Annotated in this window: 19 protein-coding genes; 11 read left to right on the forward strand and 8 right to left on the reverse strand. The window is 62.2% G+C overall.

Annotated features, from left to right (window positions below):
* Positions 1-94 precede the first annotated feature (94 nt).
* From nuoG to nuoN, 8 genes are read left to right on the forward strand one after another with little or no spacing between them, the layout of a single operon-like run.
* Complete coding sequence (gene nuoG, locus HU715_RS13075) at positions 95-2,809, forward strand: NADH-quinone oxidoreductase subunit NuoG (protein WP_186709764.1); 2,715 nt, start codon at positions 95-97, stop codon at positions 2,807-2,809.
* Positions 2,806-3,813, forward strand: a complete 1,008-nt coding sequence (nuoH, locus tag HU715_RS13080) for an NADH-quinone oxidoreductase subunit NuoH (protein ID WP_053123213.1) — start codon at positions 2,806-2,808, stop codon at positions 3,811-3,813. Before nuoG ends, nuoH begins: the two co-directional genes overlap by 4 nt.
* Positions 3,814-3,824: 11 nt before the next feature.
* Positions 3,825-4,373 carry an NADH-quinone oxidoreductase subunit NuoI gene (gene nuoI, locus HU715_RS13085; protein WP_003180051.1) on the forward strand — a complete coding sequence of 183 codons (549 nt, stop codon included), beginning with the start codon at positions 3,825-3,827 and terminating at the stop codon, positions 4,371-4,373.
* 9 nt (positions 4,374-4,382) lie between these two features.
* Entirely contained in the window at positions 4,383-4,883 is a 501-nt protein-coding gene (nuoJ, locus tag HU715_RS13090; protein ID WP_186709763.1) for an NADH-quinone oxidoreductase subunit J, read from the forward strand.
* Between the two features lie 4 nt (positions 4,884-4,887).
* Positions 4,888-5,196 carry an NADH-quinone oxidoreductase subunit NuoK gene (gene nuoK / locus HU715_RS13095; protein ID WP_003180046.1) on the forward strand — a complete coding sequence of 103 codons (309 nt, stop codon included), beginning with the start codon at positions 4,888-4,890 and terminating at the stop codon, positions 5,194-5,196.
* On the forward strand, positions 5,193-7,046 hold the full coding sequence (gene nuoL, locus HU715_RS13100) for an NADH-quinone oxidoreductase subunit L (RefSeq protein ID WP_186709762.1): 1,854 nt from the start codon (positions 5,193-5,195) through the stop codon (positions 7,044-7,046). The genes nuoK and nuoL overlap by 4 nt, the downstream gene beginning before the upstream one ends.
* Positions 7,047-7,085: 39 nt before the next feature.
* On the forward strand, positions 7,086-8,618 hold the full coding sequence (nuoM, locus tag HU715_RS13105) for an NADH-quinone oxidoreductase subunit M (protein ID WP_053123219.1): 1,533 nt from the start codon (positions 7,086-7,088) through the stop codon (positions 8,616-8,618).
* 7 nt (positions 8,619-8,625) lie between these two features.
* A complete protein-coding gene (gene nuoN, locus HU715_RS13110) occupies positions 8,626-10,089 on the forward strand; it encodes an NADH-quinone oxidoreductase subunit NuoN (RefSeq protein WP_003203388.1) in 1,464 nt (487 codons plus the stop codon).
* 137 nt (positions 10,090-10,226) lie between these two features.
* Here nuoN and HU715_RS13115 read toward each other — a convergent pair whose 3' ends face one another.
* Positions 10,227-10,694 (reverse strand): GNAT family N-acetyltransferase, encoded by a 468-nt coding sequence (locus HU715_RS13115; RefSeq protein WP_186709758.1) that lies wholly within the window; start codon positions 10,692-10,694, stop codon positions 10,227-10,229.
* Between the two features lie 414 nt (positions 10,695-11,108).
* On the opposite strand from HU715_RS13115, the gene HU715_RS13120 reads away from it, so the two are divergent.
* The 3 genes from HU715_RS13120 to HU715_RS13130 all read left to right on the forward strand — a co-directional run bounded on the left by HU715_RS13120 (position 11,109) and on the right by HU715_RS13130 (position 12,423).
* Positions 11,109-11,381: a CopG family ribbon-helix-helix protein gene (locus HU715_RS13120; RefSeq protein ID WP_186709756.1), complete on the forward strand. Its 273-nt coding sequence runs from the start codon at positions 11,109-11,111 to the stop codon at positions 11,379-11,381.
* Positions 11,381-11,656, forward strand: coding sequence for a type II toxin-antitoxin system RelE/ParE family toxin (locus HU715_RS13125; protein ID WP_186709754.1), 276 nt, complete (start codon positions 11,381-11,383; stop codon positions 11,654-11,656). The genes HU715_RS13120 and HU715_RS13125 overlap by 1 nt, the downstream gene beginning before the upstream one ends.
* 290 nt (positions 11,657-11,946) lie before the next feature.
* Positions 11,947-12,423, forward strand: a complete 477-nt coding sequence (locus HU715_RS13130) for a PA2171 family ribosome-binding persister protein (protein ID WP_053123224.1) — start codon at positions 11,947-11,949, stop codon at positions 12,421-12,423.
* A 54-nt stretch (positions 12,424-12,477) separates the two neighbouring features.
* On the opposite strand, the gene HU715_RS13135 is transcribed toward HU715_RS13130, so the two are convergent.
* The 7 genes from HU715_RS13135 to HU715_RS13165 all read right to left on the reverse strand — a co-directional run bounded on the left by HU715_RS13135 (position 12,478) and on the right by HU715_RS13165 (position 19,399).
* On the reverse strand, positions 12,478-13,356 hold the full coding sequence (locus HU715_RS13135; protein WP_186709753.1) for a LysR family transcriptional regulator: 879 nt from the start codon (positions 13,354-13,356) through the stop codon (positions 12,478-12,480).
* 348 nt (positions 13,357-13,704) lie between these two features.
* Complete coding sequence (gene ycaC, locus HU715_RS13140) at positions 13,705-14,334, reverse strand: isochorismate family cysteine hydrolase YcaC (RefSeq protein ID WP_186709752.1); 630 nt, start codon at positions 14,332-14,334, stop codon at positions 13,705-13,707.
* 142 nt (positions 14,335-14,476) lie between these two features.
* Positions 14,477-16,315, reverse strand: coding sequence for an amidohydrolase (locus HU715_RS13145; RefSeq protein ID WP_186709751.1), 1,839 nt, complete (start codon positions 16,313-16,315; stop codon positions 14,477-14,479).
* Positions 16,316-16,474: 159 nt separating this feature from the next.
* Entirely contained in the window at positions 16,475-17,101 is a 627-nt protein-coding gene (locus HU715_RS13150) for an antibiotic biosynthesis monooxygenase (protein WP_186709750.1), read from the reverse strand.
* The gene (locus tag HU715_RS13155) at positions 17,094-17,507 is read right to left on the reverse strand and encodes a DoxX family protein (RefSeq protein ID WP_186709749.1); all 414 of its coding nucleotides are present in this window, start codon (positions 17,505-17,507) and stop codon (positions 17,094-17,096) included. The genes HU715_RS13150 and HU715_RS13155 overlap by 8 nt, the downstream gene beginning before the upstream one ends.
* Positions 17,504-18,445, reverse strand: a complete 942-nt coding sequence (locus tag HU715_RS13160; RefSeq protein ID WP_186709747.1) for a LysR substrate-binding domain-containing protein — start codon at positions 18,443-18,445, stop codon at positions 17,504-17,506. Before HU715_RS13160 ends, HU715_RS13155 begins: the two co-directional genes overlap by 4 nt.
* 132 nt (positions 18,446-18,577) lie before the next feature.
* Complete coding sequence (locus HU715_RS13165; RefSeq protein ID WP_186709733.1) at positions 18,578-19,399, reverse strand: alpha/beta fold hydrolase; 822 nt, start codon at positions 19,397-19,399, stop codon at positions 18,578-18,580.
* Positions 19,400-19,496: the final 97 nt, after the last annotated feature.

The raw sequence follows: 19,496 nt of genomic DNA on the forward strand, positions 1-19,496 counted from the left end.
ATGACGCCTTTTACCAGGCTGTTTGGATTCGGACGAACGACAAGATTCCATTAGCCACGCCCGCTGACACCGGGCCAACGAAGAACTTTGAACCATGGCCACTATCCACGTAGACGGCAAAGAGCTCGAAGTCGATGGCGCAGACAACCTGTTACAGGCATGTCTGTCGCTGGGCCTCGACATCCCTTATTTCTGCTGGCACCCCGCCCTTGGCAGCGTTGGCGCTTGTCGCCAGTGCGCGGTCAAGCAGTACACCGACGAAAACGACAAGCGTGGTCGGATCGTCATGTCCTGCATGACCCCTGCCACCGACGGCAGCTGGATCTCCATCGACGACGAAGAAGCGAAAGTGTTTCGCGCCAGCGTCGTCGAATGGCTGATGACCAACCACCCTCACGACTGCCCGGTCTGTGAGGAAGGCGGCCACTGCCACCTGCAAGACATGACCGTGATGACCGGTCACAACGAGCGCCGTTATCGCTTCACCAAGCGTACCCACCAGAACCAGCAACTGGGCCCGTTCATCTCCCACGAGATGAACCGCTGCATCGCCTGCTACCGTTGCGTGCGTTTCTACAAGGACTACGCCGGCGGCACCGACCTGGGCGTGTTCGGCGCCCACGACAACGTGTACTTCGGTCGCGTTGAAGACGGCACCCTGGAAAGCGAATTCTCCGGCAACCTCACCGAGGTCTGCCCGACCGGTGTGTTCACCGACAAGACCCACTCCGAGCGCTACAACCGCAAGTGGGACATGCAGTTCTCGCCGAGCATCTGCCATGGCTGCTCCAGCGGTTGCAACATTTCCCCGGGCGAACGCTACGGCGAACTGCGTCGCATCGAAAACCGCTACAACGGTTCGGTGAACCAGTACTTCCTGTGCGACCGTGGCCGTTTCGGCTACGGCTATGTCAATCGCAAGGATCGCCCACGCCAGCCGCTGCTGGCGGGCGGCGCCACGCTGAGCCTGGACGAAGCCCTGGACAAGGCCGCCGAGCTGCTGCGCGGTCGCAACATTGTCGGCATCGGTTCGCCTCGCGCCAGCCTGGAAAGCAACTACGCCCTGCGTGAGCTGGTCGGCGCCGAGCACTTCTACAGCGGCATCGAAGCCGGCGAGCTGGAACGCATCCGCCTGGTGCTGCAAGTGCTCAAGGACAGCCCGCTGCCCGTGCCGACGATGCGCGACATCGAAGACCACGACGCGGTGTTCGTCCTTGGCGAAGACCTGACCCAGACCGCCGCCCGCATGGCCCTTGCCCTGCGCCAGTCGGTCAAGGGCAAGGCCGAGGCCATGGCCGACGCCATGCGCGTCCAGCCGTGGCTCGACGCCGCCGTGAAGAACATCGGCCAGGACGCGCTGAACCCGCTGTTCATCGCCAGCCTCGCTGAAACCAAGCTCGACGACGTGGCCGAAGAATGCGTTCACGCCGCCCCGGACGACCTGGCGCGCATCGGTTTCGCCGTGGCCCACGCCCTGGACGCCAGCGCCCCGGCCGTCGACGGCCTGGACAGCGAAGCGGCCGCCCTCGCCCAACGCATCGCCGACGCCCTGCTGGCAGCCAAGCGCCCACTGATCATCGCCGGCACCTCCCTGGGTTCCAAGGCGCTGATCGAAGCCGCCGCCAACATCGCCAAGGCCTTGAAGCTGCGCGAGAAGAACGGTTCCATCAGCCTGATCGTGCCGGAAGCCAACAGCCTCGGCCTGGCCATGCTCGGTGGCGAATCCGTCGATGCAGCCCTGCAAGCCGTGATCGACGGCAACGCCGACGCCATCGTCGTGCTGGAGAACGACCTGTTCACCCGCACTGACAAGGCCAAGGTCGATGCCGCGTTGAACGCCGCCAAGGTTGTGATCGTCGCCGACCATCAGAAAACCGCCACCACCGACCGCGCCCACCTGGTGCTGCCGGCGGCGAGCTTCGCCGAAGGCGACGGTACGCTGGTCAGCCAGGAAGGTCGCGCCCAGCGCTTCTTCCAGGTGTTCGACCCGACTTACCTGGACGCCAGCATCCTGGTCCATGAAGGCTGGCGCTGGCTGCATGCCCTGCGCGCCACCCTGCTGGACCAGCCGATCGACTGGACGCAACTGGACCACGTCACCGCCGCCGTCGCGTCGAGCAGCCCGCAACTGGCTCGCATCGTCGATGCCGCGCCATCGGCCGCGTTCCGCATCAAGGGCCTGAAGCTGGCCCGCGAACCGCTGCGCTACTCCGGTCGCACCGCGATGCGCGCCAACATCAGTGTCCACGAACCCCGGACTTCCCAGGACAAGGACACCGCGTTCTCGTTCTCCATGGAAGGTTACTCGGGCTCCGCCGAACCGCGCTCGCAAGTGCCGTTCGCCTGGTCGCCGGGCTGGAACTCGCCGCAAGCCTGGAACAAGTTCCAGGACGAAGTCGGTGGTCACCTGCGTGCCGGTGACCCGGGCACCCGCCTGATCGAAAGCCAGGGCGATGGCCTGGGCTGGTTCGCCAGCGTGCCGCGTGCCTTCAACCCGGCACCGGGCACCTGGCAGGTCGTGCCGTTCCATCACCTGTTCGGCAGCGAAGAGAACTCTTCCAAAGCCGCACCGGTGCAGGAACGCATCCCCGCCGCCTACGTGTCGCTGGCCAAGTCGGAAGCCGATCGCCTGGGCGTCAACGACGGCGCCCTGCTGAGCCTGAACGTGGCCGGCCAGACCCTGCGTCTGCCGCTGCGCATCAATGAAGAACTGGGCGCCGGCCTGGTGGCCCTGCCGGCTGGCCTGGCGGGTATTCCACCGGCGATTTTCGGCAAGACTGTCGACGGTCTGCAGGAGGCAGCGCAATGAGCTGGTTCACCCCTGAAGTGATCGCTGTGATCCTGACGGTCCTCAAGGCCATCGTGATCCTGCTGGCCGTGGTGGTTTGCGGCGCGTTGCTGAGCTTCGTCGAACGTCGCCTGCTGGGCTGGTGGCAGGACCGCTACGGTCCGAACCGCGTCGGCCCGTTCGGCATGTTCCAGATCGCCGCCGACATGATCAAGATGTTCTTCAAGGAAGACTGGACACCACCGTTTGCCGACAAGGTGATCTTCACCCTGGCGCCGATCGTGGCCATGAGCGCCTTGCTGATCGCCTTCGCGATCATCCCGATCACCCCGACCTGGGGCGTGGCGGACCTGAACATCGGCCTGCTGTTCTTCTTCGCCATGGCCGGCCTGTCGGTGTACGCGGTGCTGTTCGCCGGCTGGTCGAGCAACAACAAGTTCGCCCTGCTGGGCAGCCTGCGGGCCTCGGCCCAGACCGTGTCCTACGAAGTGTTCATGGGCCTGGCGCTCATGGGCATCGTGATCCAGGCCGGCTCGTTCAACATGCGCGACATCGTCGAGTACCAGGCCCAGAACCTGTGGTTCATCATTCCGCAGTTCTTCGGTTTCTGTACCTTCTTCATCGCTGGCGTGGCCGTGACTCACCGTCACCCCTTCGACCAGCCGGAAGCGGAGCAGGAACTGGCCGACGGTTACCACATTGAATATGCCGGCATGAAGTGGGGCATGTTCTTCGTCGGTGAATACATCGGCATCATCCTGATCTCGGCACTGCTGGTAACGCTGTTCTTCGGTGGCTGGCACGGTCCGTTCGGCATCCTGCCGCAACTGTCCTTCGTCTGGTTCGCCCTGAAGACCGCGTTCTTCATCATGCTGTTCGTCCTGCTGCGCGCCTCGATCCCGCGCCCACGCTACGACCAGGTGATGGACTTCAGCTGGAAATTCTGCCTGCCGCTGACCCTGATCAACATGCTGGTGACCGCTGCGATCGTTTTGATGAACGCGCCTGCGGCCGCGGTTCAGTGAGGATTTGACCCATGTTCAAATATATTGGCGACATCGTTAAGGGTACCGGTACCCAACTGCGAAGCCTGGTCATGATCTTCGGCCATGGCTTTCGCAAACGCGACACCCTGCAATACCCGGAAGAGCCGGTCTATCTGGCGCCCCGCTACCGTGGCCGCATCGTCCTGACCCGCGACCCCGACGGCGAAGAACGCTGCGTGGCCTGCAACCTGTGCGCCGTGGCGTGCCCGGTGGGTTGCATCTCGCTGCAGAAAGCTGAAACCGAAGACGGTCGCTGGTACCCGGACTTCTTCCGCATCAACTTCTCGCGCTGCATTTTCTGCGGCCTCTGCGAGGAAGCGTGCCCGACCACCGCGATCCAGCTCACGCCGGATTTCGAAATGGCCGAGTTCAAACGTCAGGACCTGGTGTACGAGAAAGAAGATCTGCTGATTTCCGGTCCCGGTAAAAACCCTGATTACAACTTCTATCGTGTTGCAGGTATGGCCATTGCCGGTAAGCCAAAAGGCGCCGCGCAGAACGAAGCCGAACCGATCAACGTGAAGAGCTTGCTGCCTTAAGGAAGAAAGATGGAATTCGCTTTCTATTTCGCATCGGGTATCGCGGTGGTGTCCACGCTTCGTGTGGTCACCAACACCAACCCCGTGCACGCCCTGCTCTACCTGATCATTTCGCTGATCGCCGTGGCCATGACCTTCTTCGCCCTCGGCGCGCCGTTCGCCGGTGCCCTGGAAGTGATCGCCTACGCCGGCGCCATCATGGTGCTGTTCGTGTTCGTGGTGATGATGCTCAACCTCGGCCCGGCCGCGGTGCAGCAGGAACGCGCCTGGCTCAAGCCCGGCATCTGGGCGGGACCGGTGATCCTGTCCGCCCTGTTGCTGGGTGAATTGCTGTATGTGCTGTTCGCTCACCAGAGCGGCCAGGCCATCGGCCACACCACCGTAGACGCCAAGGCCGTGGGCATCAGCCTGTTCGGCCCGTACCTGCTGGTGGTCGAACTCGCCTCGATGCTGCTGCTTGCCGCAGCCGTCACGGCGTTCCATTTGGGCCGTAACGAGGCGAAGGAGTAATCACATGCCTGCTATCCCTCTCGAACATGGCCTGGCGGTTGCCGGCATCCTGTTCTGCCTCGGTCTGGTCGGCCTGATGGTCCGCCGCAACATCCTGTTCGTGCTGATGAGCCTGGAGGTCATGATGAATGCCTCCGCCCTGGCCTTCATCGTCGCGGGCGCTCGCTGGGCGCAACCGGATGGACAGATCATGTTCATCCTGGTGATCAGCCTGGCAGCCGCCGAGGCCAGTATCGGCCTGGCGATCCTGTTGCAGCTGTATCGCCGCTTCCACACTCTCGATATTGACGCTGCCAGCGAGATGCGCGGATGAACCTTCTCTTCCTGACTTTCATATTTCCCCTTGTCGGTTTCCTGCTGCTGTCGTTCTCCCGTGGACGCTGGTCGGAAAACCTGTCGGCGCTGGTAGGCGTGGGCTCCATCGGCCTGTCCGCCATCGTCACGGCCTACGTGATCTGGCAATTCAACGTCGCCCCACCGGAAGGTGGCCGTTACGTGCAGGTGCTGTGGCAGTGGATGGCGGTGGAGGGCTTCACGCCGAACTTCGCCCTGTACCTGGACGGCCTGTCGGTGACCATGCTCGGCGTGGTGGTCGGCGTGGGTTTCCTGATCCACCTGTTCGCTTCCTGGTACATGCGCGGTGAAGCCGGTTACTCGCGCTTCTTCGCCTACACCAACCTGTTCATCGCCAGCATGCTGTTCCTGGTGCTCGGCGATAACCTGTTGTTCCTGTACTTCGGCTGGGAAGGCGTGGGCTTGTGCTCGTACCTGTTGATCGGTTTCTACTACAGCAACCGCAACAACGGTAACGCCGCGCTCAAGGCGTTCATCGTCACCCGCATCGGCGACGTGTTCATGGCCATCGGCCTGTTCATCCTGTTCCAGCAACTGGGTACGCTGAACATCCAGGAACTGCTGGTCAAGGCGCCCGAGCACTTCAAGGTCGGTGACTTCTGGATCGTCCTGGCGACCCTGATGCTGCTGGGCGGCGCTGTCGGTAAATCCGCGCAACTGCCGCTGCAAACCTGGTTGGCGGACGCGATGGCCGGCCCTACCCCAGTCTCGGCACTGATCCACGCCGCGACCATGGTGACCGCCGGTGTCTACCTGATCGCCCGTACCCACGGCCTGTTCGCCCTGGCGCCGGACATCCTGCACCTGGTCGGCATCGTCGGCGGTGTGACCCTGGTGCTGGCCGGTTTTGCCGCCCTGGTGCAGACCGACATCAAGCGCATCCTCGCCTACTCGACCATGAGCCAGATCGGCTACATGTTCCTGGCCCTGGGCGTCGGTGCCTGGGAAGGCGCGATCTTCCACCTGATGACCCACGCCTTCTTCAAGGCGCTGCTGTTCCTTGCCTCCGGTGCGGTGATCGTTGCCTGCCACCACGAGCAGAACATCTTCAAGATGGGCGGCCTGTGGAAGAAACTGCCGTTGGCCTACGCCAGCTTCATCGTTGGCGGCGCGGCCCTGGCGGCCCTGCCCCTGGTCACCGCCGGTTTCTACTCCAAGGACGAGATCCTCTGGGAAGCGTTCGCCAGCGGTAACCAGGGTCTGCTCTACGCGGGCCTGGTGGGTGCGTTCATGACCTCGCTGTACACCTTCCGCCTGATCTTCATCGCGTTCCACGGTGAAGCCAAGACCGAAGCCCACGCCGGCCACGGCATTGCCCATTGGCTGCCGCTGTCGGTGCTGATCGTGCTGTCGACCTTCGTCGGCGCCATGATCACCCCACCGCTGGCCGATGTGCTGCCGCAAAGCGTCGGCCATGCCGGCGGCGAAGCCAAGCACAGCCTGGAAATCGCCTCGGGCGCCATCGCCCTGGCGGGGATCCTGCTGGCTGCCCTGCTGTTCCTCGGCAAGCGCCGTTTCGTCACGGCGATCGCCAACAGCGGCATCGGGCGTTTCCTCTCGGCCTGGTGGTTCGCCGCCTGGGGCTTCGACTGGATCTACGACAAACTGTTCGTCAAGCCATACCTTGCGATCAGCCACATTCTGCGCAAAGACCCGCTCGACCAGACCATTGGCCTGATCCCGCGCATGGCCAAGGGCGGCCACACTGCCCTGAGCCGTACCGAGACCGGTCAACTGCGTTGGTATGCGGCTTCCATGGCGGCTGGCGCCGTGCTGGTTATCGGCGCCATCGTGCTGGTAGCGGTCTGATATGAACCTTGCGAACTTGCGAAAGGAAACGAGCCCGTCATGATTCTGCCCTGGCTAATCCTGATCCCCTTCATCGGCGGCCTGCTGTGCTGGATCGCGGAGCGCTCCAGCTCCACGCTCCCGCGCTGGATTGCGCTGCTGACCATGTCCCTGGAACTCGCGCTCGGCCTCTGGCTGTGGGCGACCGGCGACTATTCATTTGCACCGGCCCCTGGCGCCGATCCGACCTGGGCGCTTGAGTTCAAGCACGCCTGGATCGCGCGCTTCGGCATCAGCGTGCACCTGGCCCTCGACGGCCTGTCGCTGCTGATGATCCTGCTGACCGGCCTGCTGGGTATCCTCTCGGTGCTCTGCTCCTGGAAAGAGATCCAGCGTCACGTCGGTTTCTTCCACCTGAACCTGATGTGGATCCTGGGCGGCGTCGTCGGCGTGTTCCTGGCGCTGGACCTGTTCATGTTCTTCTTCTTCTGGGAAATGATGCTGGTGCCGATGTACTTCCTCATCGCGCTCTGGGGTCACAGTTCTTCGGACGGAAAGAAAACCCGGATCTACGCGGCGACCAAGTTCTTCATCTTCACCCAGGCTTCCGGCCTGATCATGTTGGTGGCGATCCTTGGCCTGGTGCTGGTCAACTTCAACAACACCGGCGTGATTACCTTCAACTACGCCGACCTGTTGAAAGTGCAGATGTCCAAGACCACCGAGTACGTGCTGATGCTCGGTTTCTTCATCGCCTTCGCGGTGAAGTTGCCGGTGGTGCCGTTCCACTCCTGGTTGCCGGACGCCCACGCCCAGGCGCCGACCGCCGGTTCCGTGGACCTGGCGGGTATCTTGCTGAAGACCGCGGCCTACGGCCTGCTGCGCTTTGCCCTGCCGCTGTTCCCCAACGCTTCGGCCGAGTTCGCGCCGATTGCCATGACCCTGGGCCTGATCGGGATTTTCTACGGTGCGTTCCTGGCGTTCGCCCAGACCGACATCAAGCGCTTGATCGCCTTCTCCAGCGTTTCGCACATGGGCTTCGTGCTGATCGGGATCTACTCCGGCAGCCAGCTGGCCCTGCAAGGCGCGGTGATCCAGATGCTCGCCCACGGCCTGTCGGCCGCCGCACTGTTTATCCTCAGCGGTCAGTTGTACGAGCGCCTGCACACCCGGGACATGCGTGAGATGGGCGGCATCTGGTCGCGCATCGCCTACCTGCCGGCCATCAGCCTGTTCTTCGCGGCCGCTTCCCTGGGCCTGCCGGGTACCGGCAACTTCGTCGGCGAGTTCCTGATCCTGATCGGCTCGTTCGTCAGCGCGCCATGGATCACGGCGATTGCCACGTCCGGCCTGGTGTTCGGTTCGGTCTACTCGCTGATCATGATCCACCGCGCCTACTTCGGTCCGGCCAAGTCGGATGAAGTGTTGCGTGGCATGGACGGTCGCGAACTGATCATGGTGCTCGGCCTTGCGGTGCTGCTGGTTTACCTCGGCGTCTACCCGCAACCGTTCCTCGACACCTCTGCCGCCACGATGCATGGCGTGCAGCAGTGGCTCGGCACCGCCTTCTCTCAACTCGCTTCGGCCCGGTAAGAGCGCTATGGAATTCACGATTCAACACTTTATCGCGCTTGCGCCGCTGTTGATCACCAGCGCCACGATCATCGTGGTGATGCTGGCGATCGCCTGGCGGCGCAATCACTCACAGACCTTCCTGCTGTCGGTGGCGGGGCTGAACCTGGCCTTGCTGTCGATCTTGCCGGCCTTGAAAGTCGCGCCACTGGCGGTCACGCCGCTGATCCAGATCGACAGCTTCGCCTGCCTCTACATGGCGTTGATCCTGGTCGCCACCCTGGCCTGCGTCACTCTCGCCCACGCCTACCTCGGCGATGGCGGTTCGGGTTACCCGGGCAACCGCGAAGAACTGTACCTGCTGATCCTGATGGCCGCCGCCGGTGGGCTGGTCCTGGTCAGCGCACAGCACCTGGCCAGCCTGTTCATCGGCCTGGAACTGCTGTCGGTGCCGGTCTACGGCCTGGTGGCCTACGCCTTCTTCAACAAGCGCTCCCTGGAAGCCGGCATCAAGTACATGGTGCTGTCGGCGGCCGGTTCCGCGTTCCTGTTGTTCGGCATGGCCCTGCTCTACGCCGAAGCCGGCACCCTGAGCTTCGTCGGCATCGGCCAGGCCCTGGCCGCCACCGGCCTTCCTAGCCCGATAGCACAATTGGGCCTGGGCATGATGCTGATCGGCCTGGCGTTCAAGCTGTCGCTGGTTCCGTTCCACCTCTGGACCCCGGACGTCTACGAAGGCGCCCCGGCGCCCGTGGCGGCGTTCCTTGCCACTGCGTCGAAAGTGGCGGTGTTCGCAGTGATGGTGCGGTTGTTCCAGATCTCGCCAGTGGCCAGCAGCGGCGTGCTGAGCAACGTGCTGACCATCATCGCCATCGCGTCGATCCTGTTCGGTAACCTGCTGGCACTGACCCAGAGCAACCTCAAGCGCCTGCTGGGTTACTCGTCCATCGCCCACTTCGGCTACCTGCTGATCGCCCTGATCGCCAGCAAGGGCCTGGCCGTGGAAGCCATCGGCGTGTACCTGGTCACCTACGTGATCACCAGCCTCGGCGCCTTCGGCGTGATCACCCTGATGTCCTCGCCGTACAACGGCCGCGACGCCGACGCCCTGTACGAATACCGCGGCCTGTTCTGGCGCCGTCCGTACCTGACCGCCGTGCTGACCGTGATGATGCTGTCCCTGGCCGGCATTCCGCTGACCGCCGGCTTCATCGGCAAGTTCTACATCATCGCCACCGGCGTCGAGGCCCACCAATGGTGGCTGGTCGGCTCCCTGGTGCTGGGCAGTGCCATCGGCGTGTTCTACTACCTGCGCGTCATGGTCACCCTGTACCTGATGGAACCGAACCTGCGTCGCCACGACGCCGAGTTGCACTGGGAACAGAAGGCAGGCGGCGTGATGCTGCTGGCCATCGCCGTGTTGGCGTTCTTCCTCGGCGTGTACCCGCAGCCGTTGCTGACGTTGGTTCAGCAGGCTGGGCTGACGGGTTGATCGTGTAGCGGTAGATCGTAGAAAACAGAAACGGCACCTTTGGGTGCCGTTTCTGCGTTTGGGCGATGATGGTTTTCAGAAGCCGTGATCACTGCCTTTTCCTTGCTCCCGTTCCTGAGCAATCAAATCAACCTGCACTATAAAAACCGCTTCACCATAGGAATACATGCCAGTTGAAGCCCCGAAGGGGAATGGTAAATTGCAGGCTCCTCCCCCACGAAACCGCAGCGTCGGTAAAAGTCAGCCGCATTCAATGTCGCATCAAGCTTGACTTCTTTCAGACCCAACTCTCGCGCCAGGCATTCAAGGTGCTTCAGGATTCTCCCGCCGATACCCTGCTGCATAAAGCCAGGATGCACAAAGATCGCGCCGATTTCGCTGTTCTCCAAGTCAAGCATGCCTGTCGCCACCGGCTCTCCATCCATACAGCCCAGATAGAAGTGCTTCTCCATCAGTGTGTAATAGCCATCATCGGCCGCACCGGCCGTCCAGGCCAATAGCTGCGTCTCGCTGTAGGCGCCGATGCATTGGTGCCGGATCGCTAACAGGCGAATGTCGAATGCTGTCTGGGAATCGCTGTGGCTGGCTCGTCTAATCTCGAACATTTCACTCTCCGTCAGCCATGTCTGGACGGAGAACTAAAAAGCCCCGTCCATCTCTGGCGGGGCTTGGGGTAACACGTCAAATGCTATGCACGCATGACCTCATGGCCCGCCAGAAGCGGTCATGGAGGAATACATCATGTTCATTCGGCGTACGTAAGTCATGGGCAGATAGTGCTGTGGGTGGCCAGACAAGTCAATTTCAAAGCGGCGAAGTTGCCGCCCCCTGATCCAGGCTGGTCTGACAGGCGGTCAGCCGTGGCTCGGTCTGGCTCAGACAGTTATCGATGAAGTCTTATTTAATATGATTTATTTTGCCCCACAGCAAACCAGAGCCAATCACCTATAATCACCTTCCAGAAGCGACTGTTCCAGAAGACTGGCTCGCATTGCGATTTGCCAAAGGAGAACTCCATCATGACAACCACCGCCAAAACCCGCTCGGTCACCGCTCACGTCCCCGTGCACCTGGCCGAAAAAGTCGACCTGATGGCTGAGCGTCTTGAGCGTTCCAGGAACTGGATCGTCAAACAAGCGCTATCTGCCTGGATCGACCAGGAGGAGGAGCGAAGCCGCCTGACCCACGAGGCCTTGGCCGATGTTGACGCTGGCCGAGTGATTGACCACCAGGCTGTCCAGGCTTGGGCCGATAGTCTCAGCACCGACACGCCGCTACCGGTACCGCGCTGATGGAATTGAAGTGGACCAGCAAGGCGCTTTCCGACATTGCTCGACTTTACGAGTTTCTGGCGGCGGTTAATCAACCCGCCGCCGCGCGAACCGTGCAACAACTCACGGCCGCGCCAACCGTTCTGCTGACCAACCCGCGCATGGGTGAACGCCTGGAAGAATTCGAACCTCGAGATGTGCGCAGGATTCAGGTCGGCCACTACGAAATACGCTATGAAATAGTCAGTTCCACCCTTTACCTGCTGCGCCTTTGGCACACACGTGAGGATCGATAACTTCGGCTCGACCAACCTGACTGCCAAAGCGCAGTGGCCTTTCCATTTGGTGATCGGCTGAGATGCATGTCGATTCGAACGCGCCGTGGCTAGCCATCAGCGCAAACTGCAACGCGTTTTTTCCCCGGCTCATGCAGCTTGCACGACACTGAAAATCAAGAACATCTCAACCCATTGTTTTTAAAGCGTTTTAAAACCCGTCTCGGCTGGCACAGCTCATGCAATTCAGCTCTTACGCGGCGTCGGCGCTCGAAGCCTGCCCGCATCCGTGAATTGCCGAGGAGCTCCCCATGAATGCCATCGATCTGTTGAAAGCCGACCATGAGCGCGTCAAAGCCATCTTGACTCAACTGAGCGAGTCGACCGAGCGCGCCGTGAAAAAACGCACCGACCTGTTGGCGAAACTGGAAATGGAAATTTCCATCCACACCCGCCTGGAAGAAGAAATTCTTTATCCGGCGTTCAAGCAAGCCGGTGGCAAGGACGAGGCCGAAATGTACTACGAGGCCAAGGAAGAACACCGCACCGTCGACTCGTTGGTGCTGCCGGACCTGAAAACCACCGATCCAACCCAGCCGGAATTCGCCGGTCGGGTGAAAGTGGTCAAGGAACTGCTTGAGCACCACATCGAAGAAGAAGAAAAGGAAATGTTCCCCCACGCGAAAAAACTGCTGGGTAAGGCCAAGCTCGACGCCTTGGGCGCGGAAATGGAAACCATGAAAGCGCAGTACAAAAAAGAACTGAGCAGCGCCAACCTCGCCGCCTGATCAAAGCGCCAGATGCTTCAGCCGTCATGTGGCGGCTGAATGCGTTGCGCCCCTTTACTGCATTTGTTCGCGTAAGAATTCCACCAACGCCTGCACTGGGCGTGCACTTTGCCGATGCTGGGGATACACCGCCGATAGCGCCAACGGTTCGGTCTCGAAGCCTTCCAGGACCTTGATCAGCCGACCATCCTTCAAGGCATCGCCGAGGATGAAAGCGGGCAGATAGGTGATGCCCATGCCGGCAATGGCCGCGTCCCTGAGCAAATCACCATTATTGGCGCGCATGCGCCCCGTGACCTCCAGCGTCAACGGTTTGCCCGCCCCCGCGAAACGCCACTGCACCTGACGACTGTGACCATAGGGCAGGCAGTCATGGCTGCGCAGGTCTTCAGGCCGCGCGGGTGTGCCTTTTTGCGCCAGGTAGGTGGGGCTGGCGCAATACACCCGCTCGATGGTCGCGATACGCCGGGCAATCAGGGTCGAATCCTCCAGCACGCCGATGCGCAGCGCCAGGTCATAGCCCTCCCCCAGCAGATCCACCGAACGGTCGCTCAGGTCCACCTCGACGCTGACGCCCGGATAGCGTTGCAGAAACAGCGGCAACAGGCTGCCCAGGTGCGCCACAGCGAAGGACAGCGGTGCGCTGAGGCGAATCGTGCCGCGGGGCTCGCTGGTCTGGCCGCTGATGCCCTGCTCCACTTGTTCGACGTCATTGAGCAGGCGCAGTGCCGCTTCGTAGTAACGCTGGCCCAACGGGGTGACGTCCAGCCGGCGGGTCGAGCGATTGAGCAGGCGCACGCCCAGGCGCTGCTCCAGTGCCATGAGCTTGCGGCTGACGAACTGCTTGGACAGCCCGAGCTTGTCCGCGGCGGCGGTGAAACTGCCTGACTCCATGACCTGGGCAAAGATGCGCATTTCTTCGAAGGGGTTCATTGTCATTCCTGGAGTGGACAGTCAGGGAGATGAGTTGGGCATTGTGGGTGGTGTAATGCAGGTTGGAAAGGTGTCGAATGTACCATCGCCATCGCGAGCAAGCTTTGCTCCCACAGGCTTTCCCTCGATCCCATGTGGAAGCAAGGCTGATCTGGTCAAGCTGCTTCCACAGGTTTTTCCCGATCCCATGTGGGAGCAAAGCTGATCTGGTCAAGCTGCTTCCACAGGTTTTTCCCGATCCCATGTGGGAGCAAAGCTTGCTCGCGATAGCGGTGGTTCGGTTTGCAAGGGTTTAATGCCCTGCACAAAAACGCCCGCACAAGGCGGGCGTCATACAACATGAACCGCTTACTTGGCCGTCAGCGCCGAGTAGCTGTTCATCAGGTTGCGGTAGTTCGGAATGCGCTGGGACAGCAGGTTGCCCAGGCCTTCGATGTCGTTGCGCCAGTCGCGGTGCAGCTCACAGGCCACCGAGAACCAGTTCATCATCTGCGCGCCAGCAGCGGTCATGCGCACCCAGGCGGCTTGTTGCACGGTTTCGTTGAAGGTACCCGAAGCGTCGGTGACGACGAACACGTCAAAGCCTTCAGCCAGCGCCGACAAGGTCGGGAACGCCACGCAGACGTCGGTGACCACGCCGGCGATGATCAGTTGCTTGCGGCCGGTGGCCTTGATTGCCTTGACGAAATCTTCGTTGTCCCAGGCGTTGATCTGGCCTGGACGCGGGATGTACGGCGCGTCCGGGAACATTTCCTTGAGTTCCGGCACGATCGGGCCGTTGGGACCTTGTTCGAAGCTGGTGGTCAGGATGGTCGGCAGGTTGAAGAACTTCGCCAGGTCGGCCAGCGCCAATACGTTGTTCTTGAACTCGTTGGGCGAGAAGTCCTGGACCAGGGAAATCAGACCGGTCTGGTGATCGACCAGCAGGACGACCGCGTCGTCTTTGTTCAGACGGTTGTAGGCGGGAACGTTGCTCATGGGGTGACTCCTTTGGGATGGATGTTACAGGCCCCCTGTGGGAGCGGGCTTGCTCGCGAAGGCGTCGTCACATCCGACAGCCTTGCAAGCTGACACACCGCTTTCGCGAGCAAGCCCGCTCCCACAGGGGAAAATGTGTTAGTCAAAAGGCAAAGCAGGAACAACCAAACGCGCCCCAGAAACCCTGGAAATCGCTGACCGGAACGTTCGACAATCGCGCCCGTTCGTGGCTGTGGGAATGCACCTTGCACGGCCCGCTGCACTGGTGGACTTGCGCCTGCAGCGGTGAGGCCGGGCGCCAGTGGCCCGGGACCTTGACCACCGGCGACCAGTCCGGCAGCACCGGGACGCTGGCCGGGCCGAGTTTTTCGAAGTCGCCAGCGGCGTACACCACTTTGCCATCCACTACGGTCAGCACCGACTCGATCCACTTGATGGCTTCTTCCTCGACGCTGAAGAAGTCCGCGCTCAGGGCCGCCAGGTCCGCCAGTTGGCCGACCTTGATCTGGCCTTTCTTGCCCTGCTCCGACGAGAACCAGGCACTGCCGTGGGTGAACAACTCCAGCGCGGTCAGGCGCGGCAGGCCCTCTTCGTGCAACGACAGGCCGCCGACGGTACGGCCACTGACCATCCAGTACAACGAAGTCCACGGGTTGTAGCTCGACACGCGGGTGGCGTCGGTGCCGGCGCCCACCGGCACGCCTTCGGCGAGCATGCGCTTGATCGGCGGCGTGGCTTCGGCGGCCTTGGCGCCGTAGCGGTCAACGAAGTATTCGCCCTGGAAGGCCATGCGGTCCTGGATCGCAATACCGCCGCCCAGTGCCCGTACACGCTCGATGTTTTTCGGCGTGATGGTTTCGGCGTGGTCGAAAAACCACGGCAGGCCATTGAACGGAATGTCGCGATTGACCTTCTCGAACACGTCGAGCATGCGGCTGATGGATTCGTCGTAGGTGGCGTGCAGGCGGAACGGCCAGCGCTGCTCCACCAGGTGACGCACCACCGGCTCCAGGTCCTGTTCCATGCCCGGTGGCAGGTCCGGGCGCGGTTCGAGGAAGTCTTCGAAGTCCGCCGCCGAGAACACCAACATTTCCCCGGCACCGTTGTGCCGCAGGAAATCGTCGCCCTGGTGCAGCTTGACGCTGCCGGTCCAGTTCTTGAAATCGGTGAGTTCTTCCTTGGGCTTCTGGGTGAACAGGTTGTAGGCGATGCGCACCGTCAACTGCTGCTCGCGGGCCAACTGCTCGATGACCTCGTAGTCGTCCGGGTAGTTCTGGTAGCCGCCGCCGGCGTCGATGGCGCTGGTCAGGCCCAGGCGATTGAGTTCGCGCATGAACTGGCGGGTGGAGTTGACCTGGTATTCCAGCGGCAACTTCGGCCCTTTCGCCAGCGTCGAATACAGGATCATCGCGTTGGGCCGCGCCACCAGCATGCCGGTGGGCTCGCCCTTGCTGTCGCGTACGATCTCGCCACCCGGCGGGTTCGGCGTGTCGCGGGTGTAGCCGGCGACACGCAGCGCGGCGCGGTTGAGCAAGGCGCGGTCATACAGGTGCAACACGAACACGGGCGTATCGGGGGCGGCCTGGTTGAGTTCTTCCAGGGTCGGCATGCGCTTTTCGGCGAACTGGAATTCGTTCCAGCCGCCCACCACGCGAACCCATTGCGGCGTTGGCGTGCGGTCGGCCTGGTCCTTGAGCATGCGCAAGGCATCGGCCAACGACGGCACGCCTTCCCAACGCAGCTCCAGGTTGTAGTTCAAGCCACCCCGGATCAAGTGCAGGTGCGAGTCGTTGAGACCGGGAATGACGGTGCGGCCCTTGAGGTCGATGACCTGGGTACCGCTGCCGCGCAGGGCCATGGCCTCGGCGTCGGTGCCCACGGCGACAAAGCGGCCCTGGCTGATGGCGACCGCGCTGGCGCGAGGCTTCTCGCGATCGACGGTGTGGAATTGGCCATTGAACAGAATCAGGTCGGCGTTCATCGGATTTCCTTCAACAATAATGGATGTGCGGACTAATCCGTGGCGAGGGAGCTTGCTCCCGCTGGGCTGCGAAGCGGCCCCAAAAGAGCGGACGCTACGCGTCCAGCGGGAGCAAGCTCCCTCGCCACAACAATGTTTGTCACAAAAGTTCGGCGCTGCTCAGGGCTCCAAGTGTTCGTGGGTTGTGGAAGCTTCCAGCCACGGCGCGAACAGCCGGGTCGCCAGCGGCATGCACACGTACACCACCGAGAGCACGATGGTCACGGTGATCAAAAACGTGGCGACCACGTAGTTGGACAGAAAGGCGTTGAGTTGCAGCAACGGGCCCCAGAGCAACGGCACCAGCAAGGTGTGCGGCAGGATGACCAGCAGCGTCACCACCGATTGCTTCCAGCGCGGCGGTGGCGTGGCGGCATCGGCCAACGGGGCGAACCAGAATTCCTTGTGCGAACCGGCCTCGATCTGATCACCGTCGGCCAACAGTGGCGCAGCCTCGGCCACCAATTCACGCCGCTCGGGGGAGTCCAGCCAGCGCTGCATGGCCTCGGTGGAGCGAAAACGCAGCACGCAGGTAAACAATGACAATCCGTCCTGCTTGCCCCGCACAACATCGACGCCCAAATGGCCCGGCCACTGGCCAGCCACGGTGACGATGCGCCGCAACCAGGCCTCATAGGCATCGTTCTGCCCGGCTTTGATTCGGTGCTTGACCACCAAGGTGACGATTTCATCGAAACCGGGTACCGCCGGGCTCGCGGTGGATCCGAGGGTTTGGGACTCAGGCATGACGCAGCACTCCATCAAAACGCGCGTTCAGCGCCAGGCGTCCAGGGCCGGCAATGAACACGCTGGTAAATACAATCAACAGCAACCAGCCAAACTGGCCTTCTTCCAGGCTCCACTGCGGGTGCACCACCAGCAGCGCCACGGCTAGCAGGAACAGGATCGGCAGGCACGCCAGGCGCACCAGCACACCGGCCATGATCAACAGCGGACACAGCACCTCGGCGAAAATCGCCAGGACCAGGGTCGGCGCGGCGCCGAGGTGGAACGGGTCTTCGATGCGGGTCAGCTCGCTGCTGTAATTCAAGAGCTTCGGCAAGCCGTGGACCCACAGCAAAAACAATCCGCCACTCAGGCGCAGGAACAACAAGCCCAGGTCCTGCAACGGGCGCTCATCGGTCAGGTTCATCGGTGGGCTCCGTCCGCGACCGCAGCGGCCGGCAGTGGTTGCGACATGTGGCTGGCGATGCGCGAACGCAGCCAGCGTTCGGCCGGGTCGTTGTCATGCACGCCGCTCCAGACCATCGACAGTTCGGCGGCGTTGATCTCGAACGGCGGGTCCTCGGCGCGCAAGGCGCAGCCTTCCACCAGTGCGCAGGCGGCGTAGTCGGGCACGGTGGCGATCAGCTCGGTGCCCGCCAACAATGCTCGCAGCCCGCTGAATTGCGGCACCGCCAACACCACTTTGCGGCACCGGCCGATGCGGGCCAGGTCCAAGTCGATGTTGCCGCTCAGGTCGCCCGAAAACGAAACCATGGCATGGGGGCGCGAGCAGTATTCGTCCAGGGTCAGCGGCCCCGGGCGCTTGTCGCCGCGCAAGACCTTGCAGGGAATGTCCCGCAGTTTCTTGCGCTTGGCATTGGCCGGCAGGTCGGTGGTGTAGCTGACGCCGACGCTGATTTCACCACTGGCCAGCAGCGAGGACATCAGCAGGAAATTGGCCCGGCGCACCACCACGATGATCCCCGGCGCTTCTTCGCGCAGTTGGCTCAGCAGCGGAGGAAACAGGCCGAATTCGGCATCGTCGGACAGACCGATGCGAAACACGTCGCAACTGGTGGACGGGTCGAACGCCTTGGCCCGGCTGACCGCGCCGGAGATGGTGTCCATGGCCGGTTGCAGCTCTCGCAGGATCGCCAGGGCCCGCGGCGTCGGTTCCATGCCGCGACCGTGACGGATCAGCAACGGATCGTCGAACAGATCCCGCAACCGCCCCAGCGCCGCACTCACCGCCGGCTGGCCCATGAACAGCTTTTCGGCGACGCGGGTCAGGTTTTTCTCGAACATCAGCGCCTCGAAGATCACCAGCAGGTTCATGTCGAGACGGCGTAAATCGTTGCGGTTCATGGGTGTTGTTCCTGTTGAATGCCGATCTTGTGGGAGCGGGCTTGCTCGCGAAAGCGGTGGGTCAGTTGGCACTTATGTCGAATGTGCCACCGCATTCGCGAGCAAGCCCGCTCCCACAGGTTTGTGGCTTGATCAACCCTGGATGAACGCCAACAGGTCCGCGTTCAAGCGGTCCTTGTGAGTATCGGTCAGGCCATGGGGCGCGCCGGGGTAGACCAGCAACTGCACGTTCTTGAGCAACTGGGCAGCGGCAATGCCGGCCGCTTCGATGGGGACCATCTGGTCATCATCGCCGTGCACCACCAAGGTCGGCACGTCGATGTTGCGCAGGTCTTCGGAAAGATCGGTCTCCGAGAACGCCTTGATGCAGTCGTAAGTGTTCTTGTGGCCGGCCTGCATGCCTTGCATCCAGAACCAGTCGATCATGCCTTGGGAGACCTTGGCGCCCGGGCGGTTGGCGCCGAAAAACGCGCTGGCCACGTCTTTGTATAGCTGAGAACGGTCGGCCAGGGAGGCTTGGCGGAAACCGTCGAACACTTCGATCGGCAAGCCACCGGGGTTGGCCGCGGTCCTGAGCATCAACGGCGTCACCGCCGAGATCAGGCCGAGCTTGGCGACGCGGGCCGCGCCATGGCGGCCGATGTAGCGCGCCACTTCACCACCGCCCGTGGAGAAGCCGATCAACACCGCGTCTTTCAAGTCCAGCCGTTCGATCAGCTCAGCCAGGTCATCGGCGTAGGTGTCCATGTCGTTGCCGTCCCAGGGTTGGCTGGAGCGGCCGTGTCCACGGCGGTCGTGGGCGATCACCCGGTAGCCGTTGGACGCCAGGAACATCATCTGCCCCTCCCAACTGTCCGAGTTCAGCGGCCAGCCGTGGCTCAAGACCACCGGTTGCCCAGTGCCCCAATCCTTGTAGTAAATCTCGGTGCCGTCGCGGGTGATGAAGGTGCTCATGACAGGGTTCCTTGAGGTGGGTGGATCGCTTCATGGTCCGGTCAGAGGAGGCGTTTGCGTGAGTTAAACGTTGTTAATTTTTTCGGAACGGCGGTGT

The sequence above is a fragment of the Pseudomonas zanjanensis genome (genome assembly GCF_014268745.2).
GTDB classification, from domain to species: Bacteria; Pseudomonadota; Gammaproteobacteria; order Pseudomonadales; family Pseudomonadaceae; genus Aquipseudomonas; species Aquipseudomonas zanjanensis.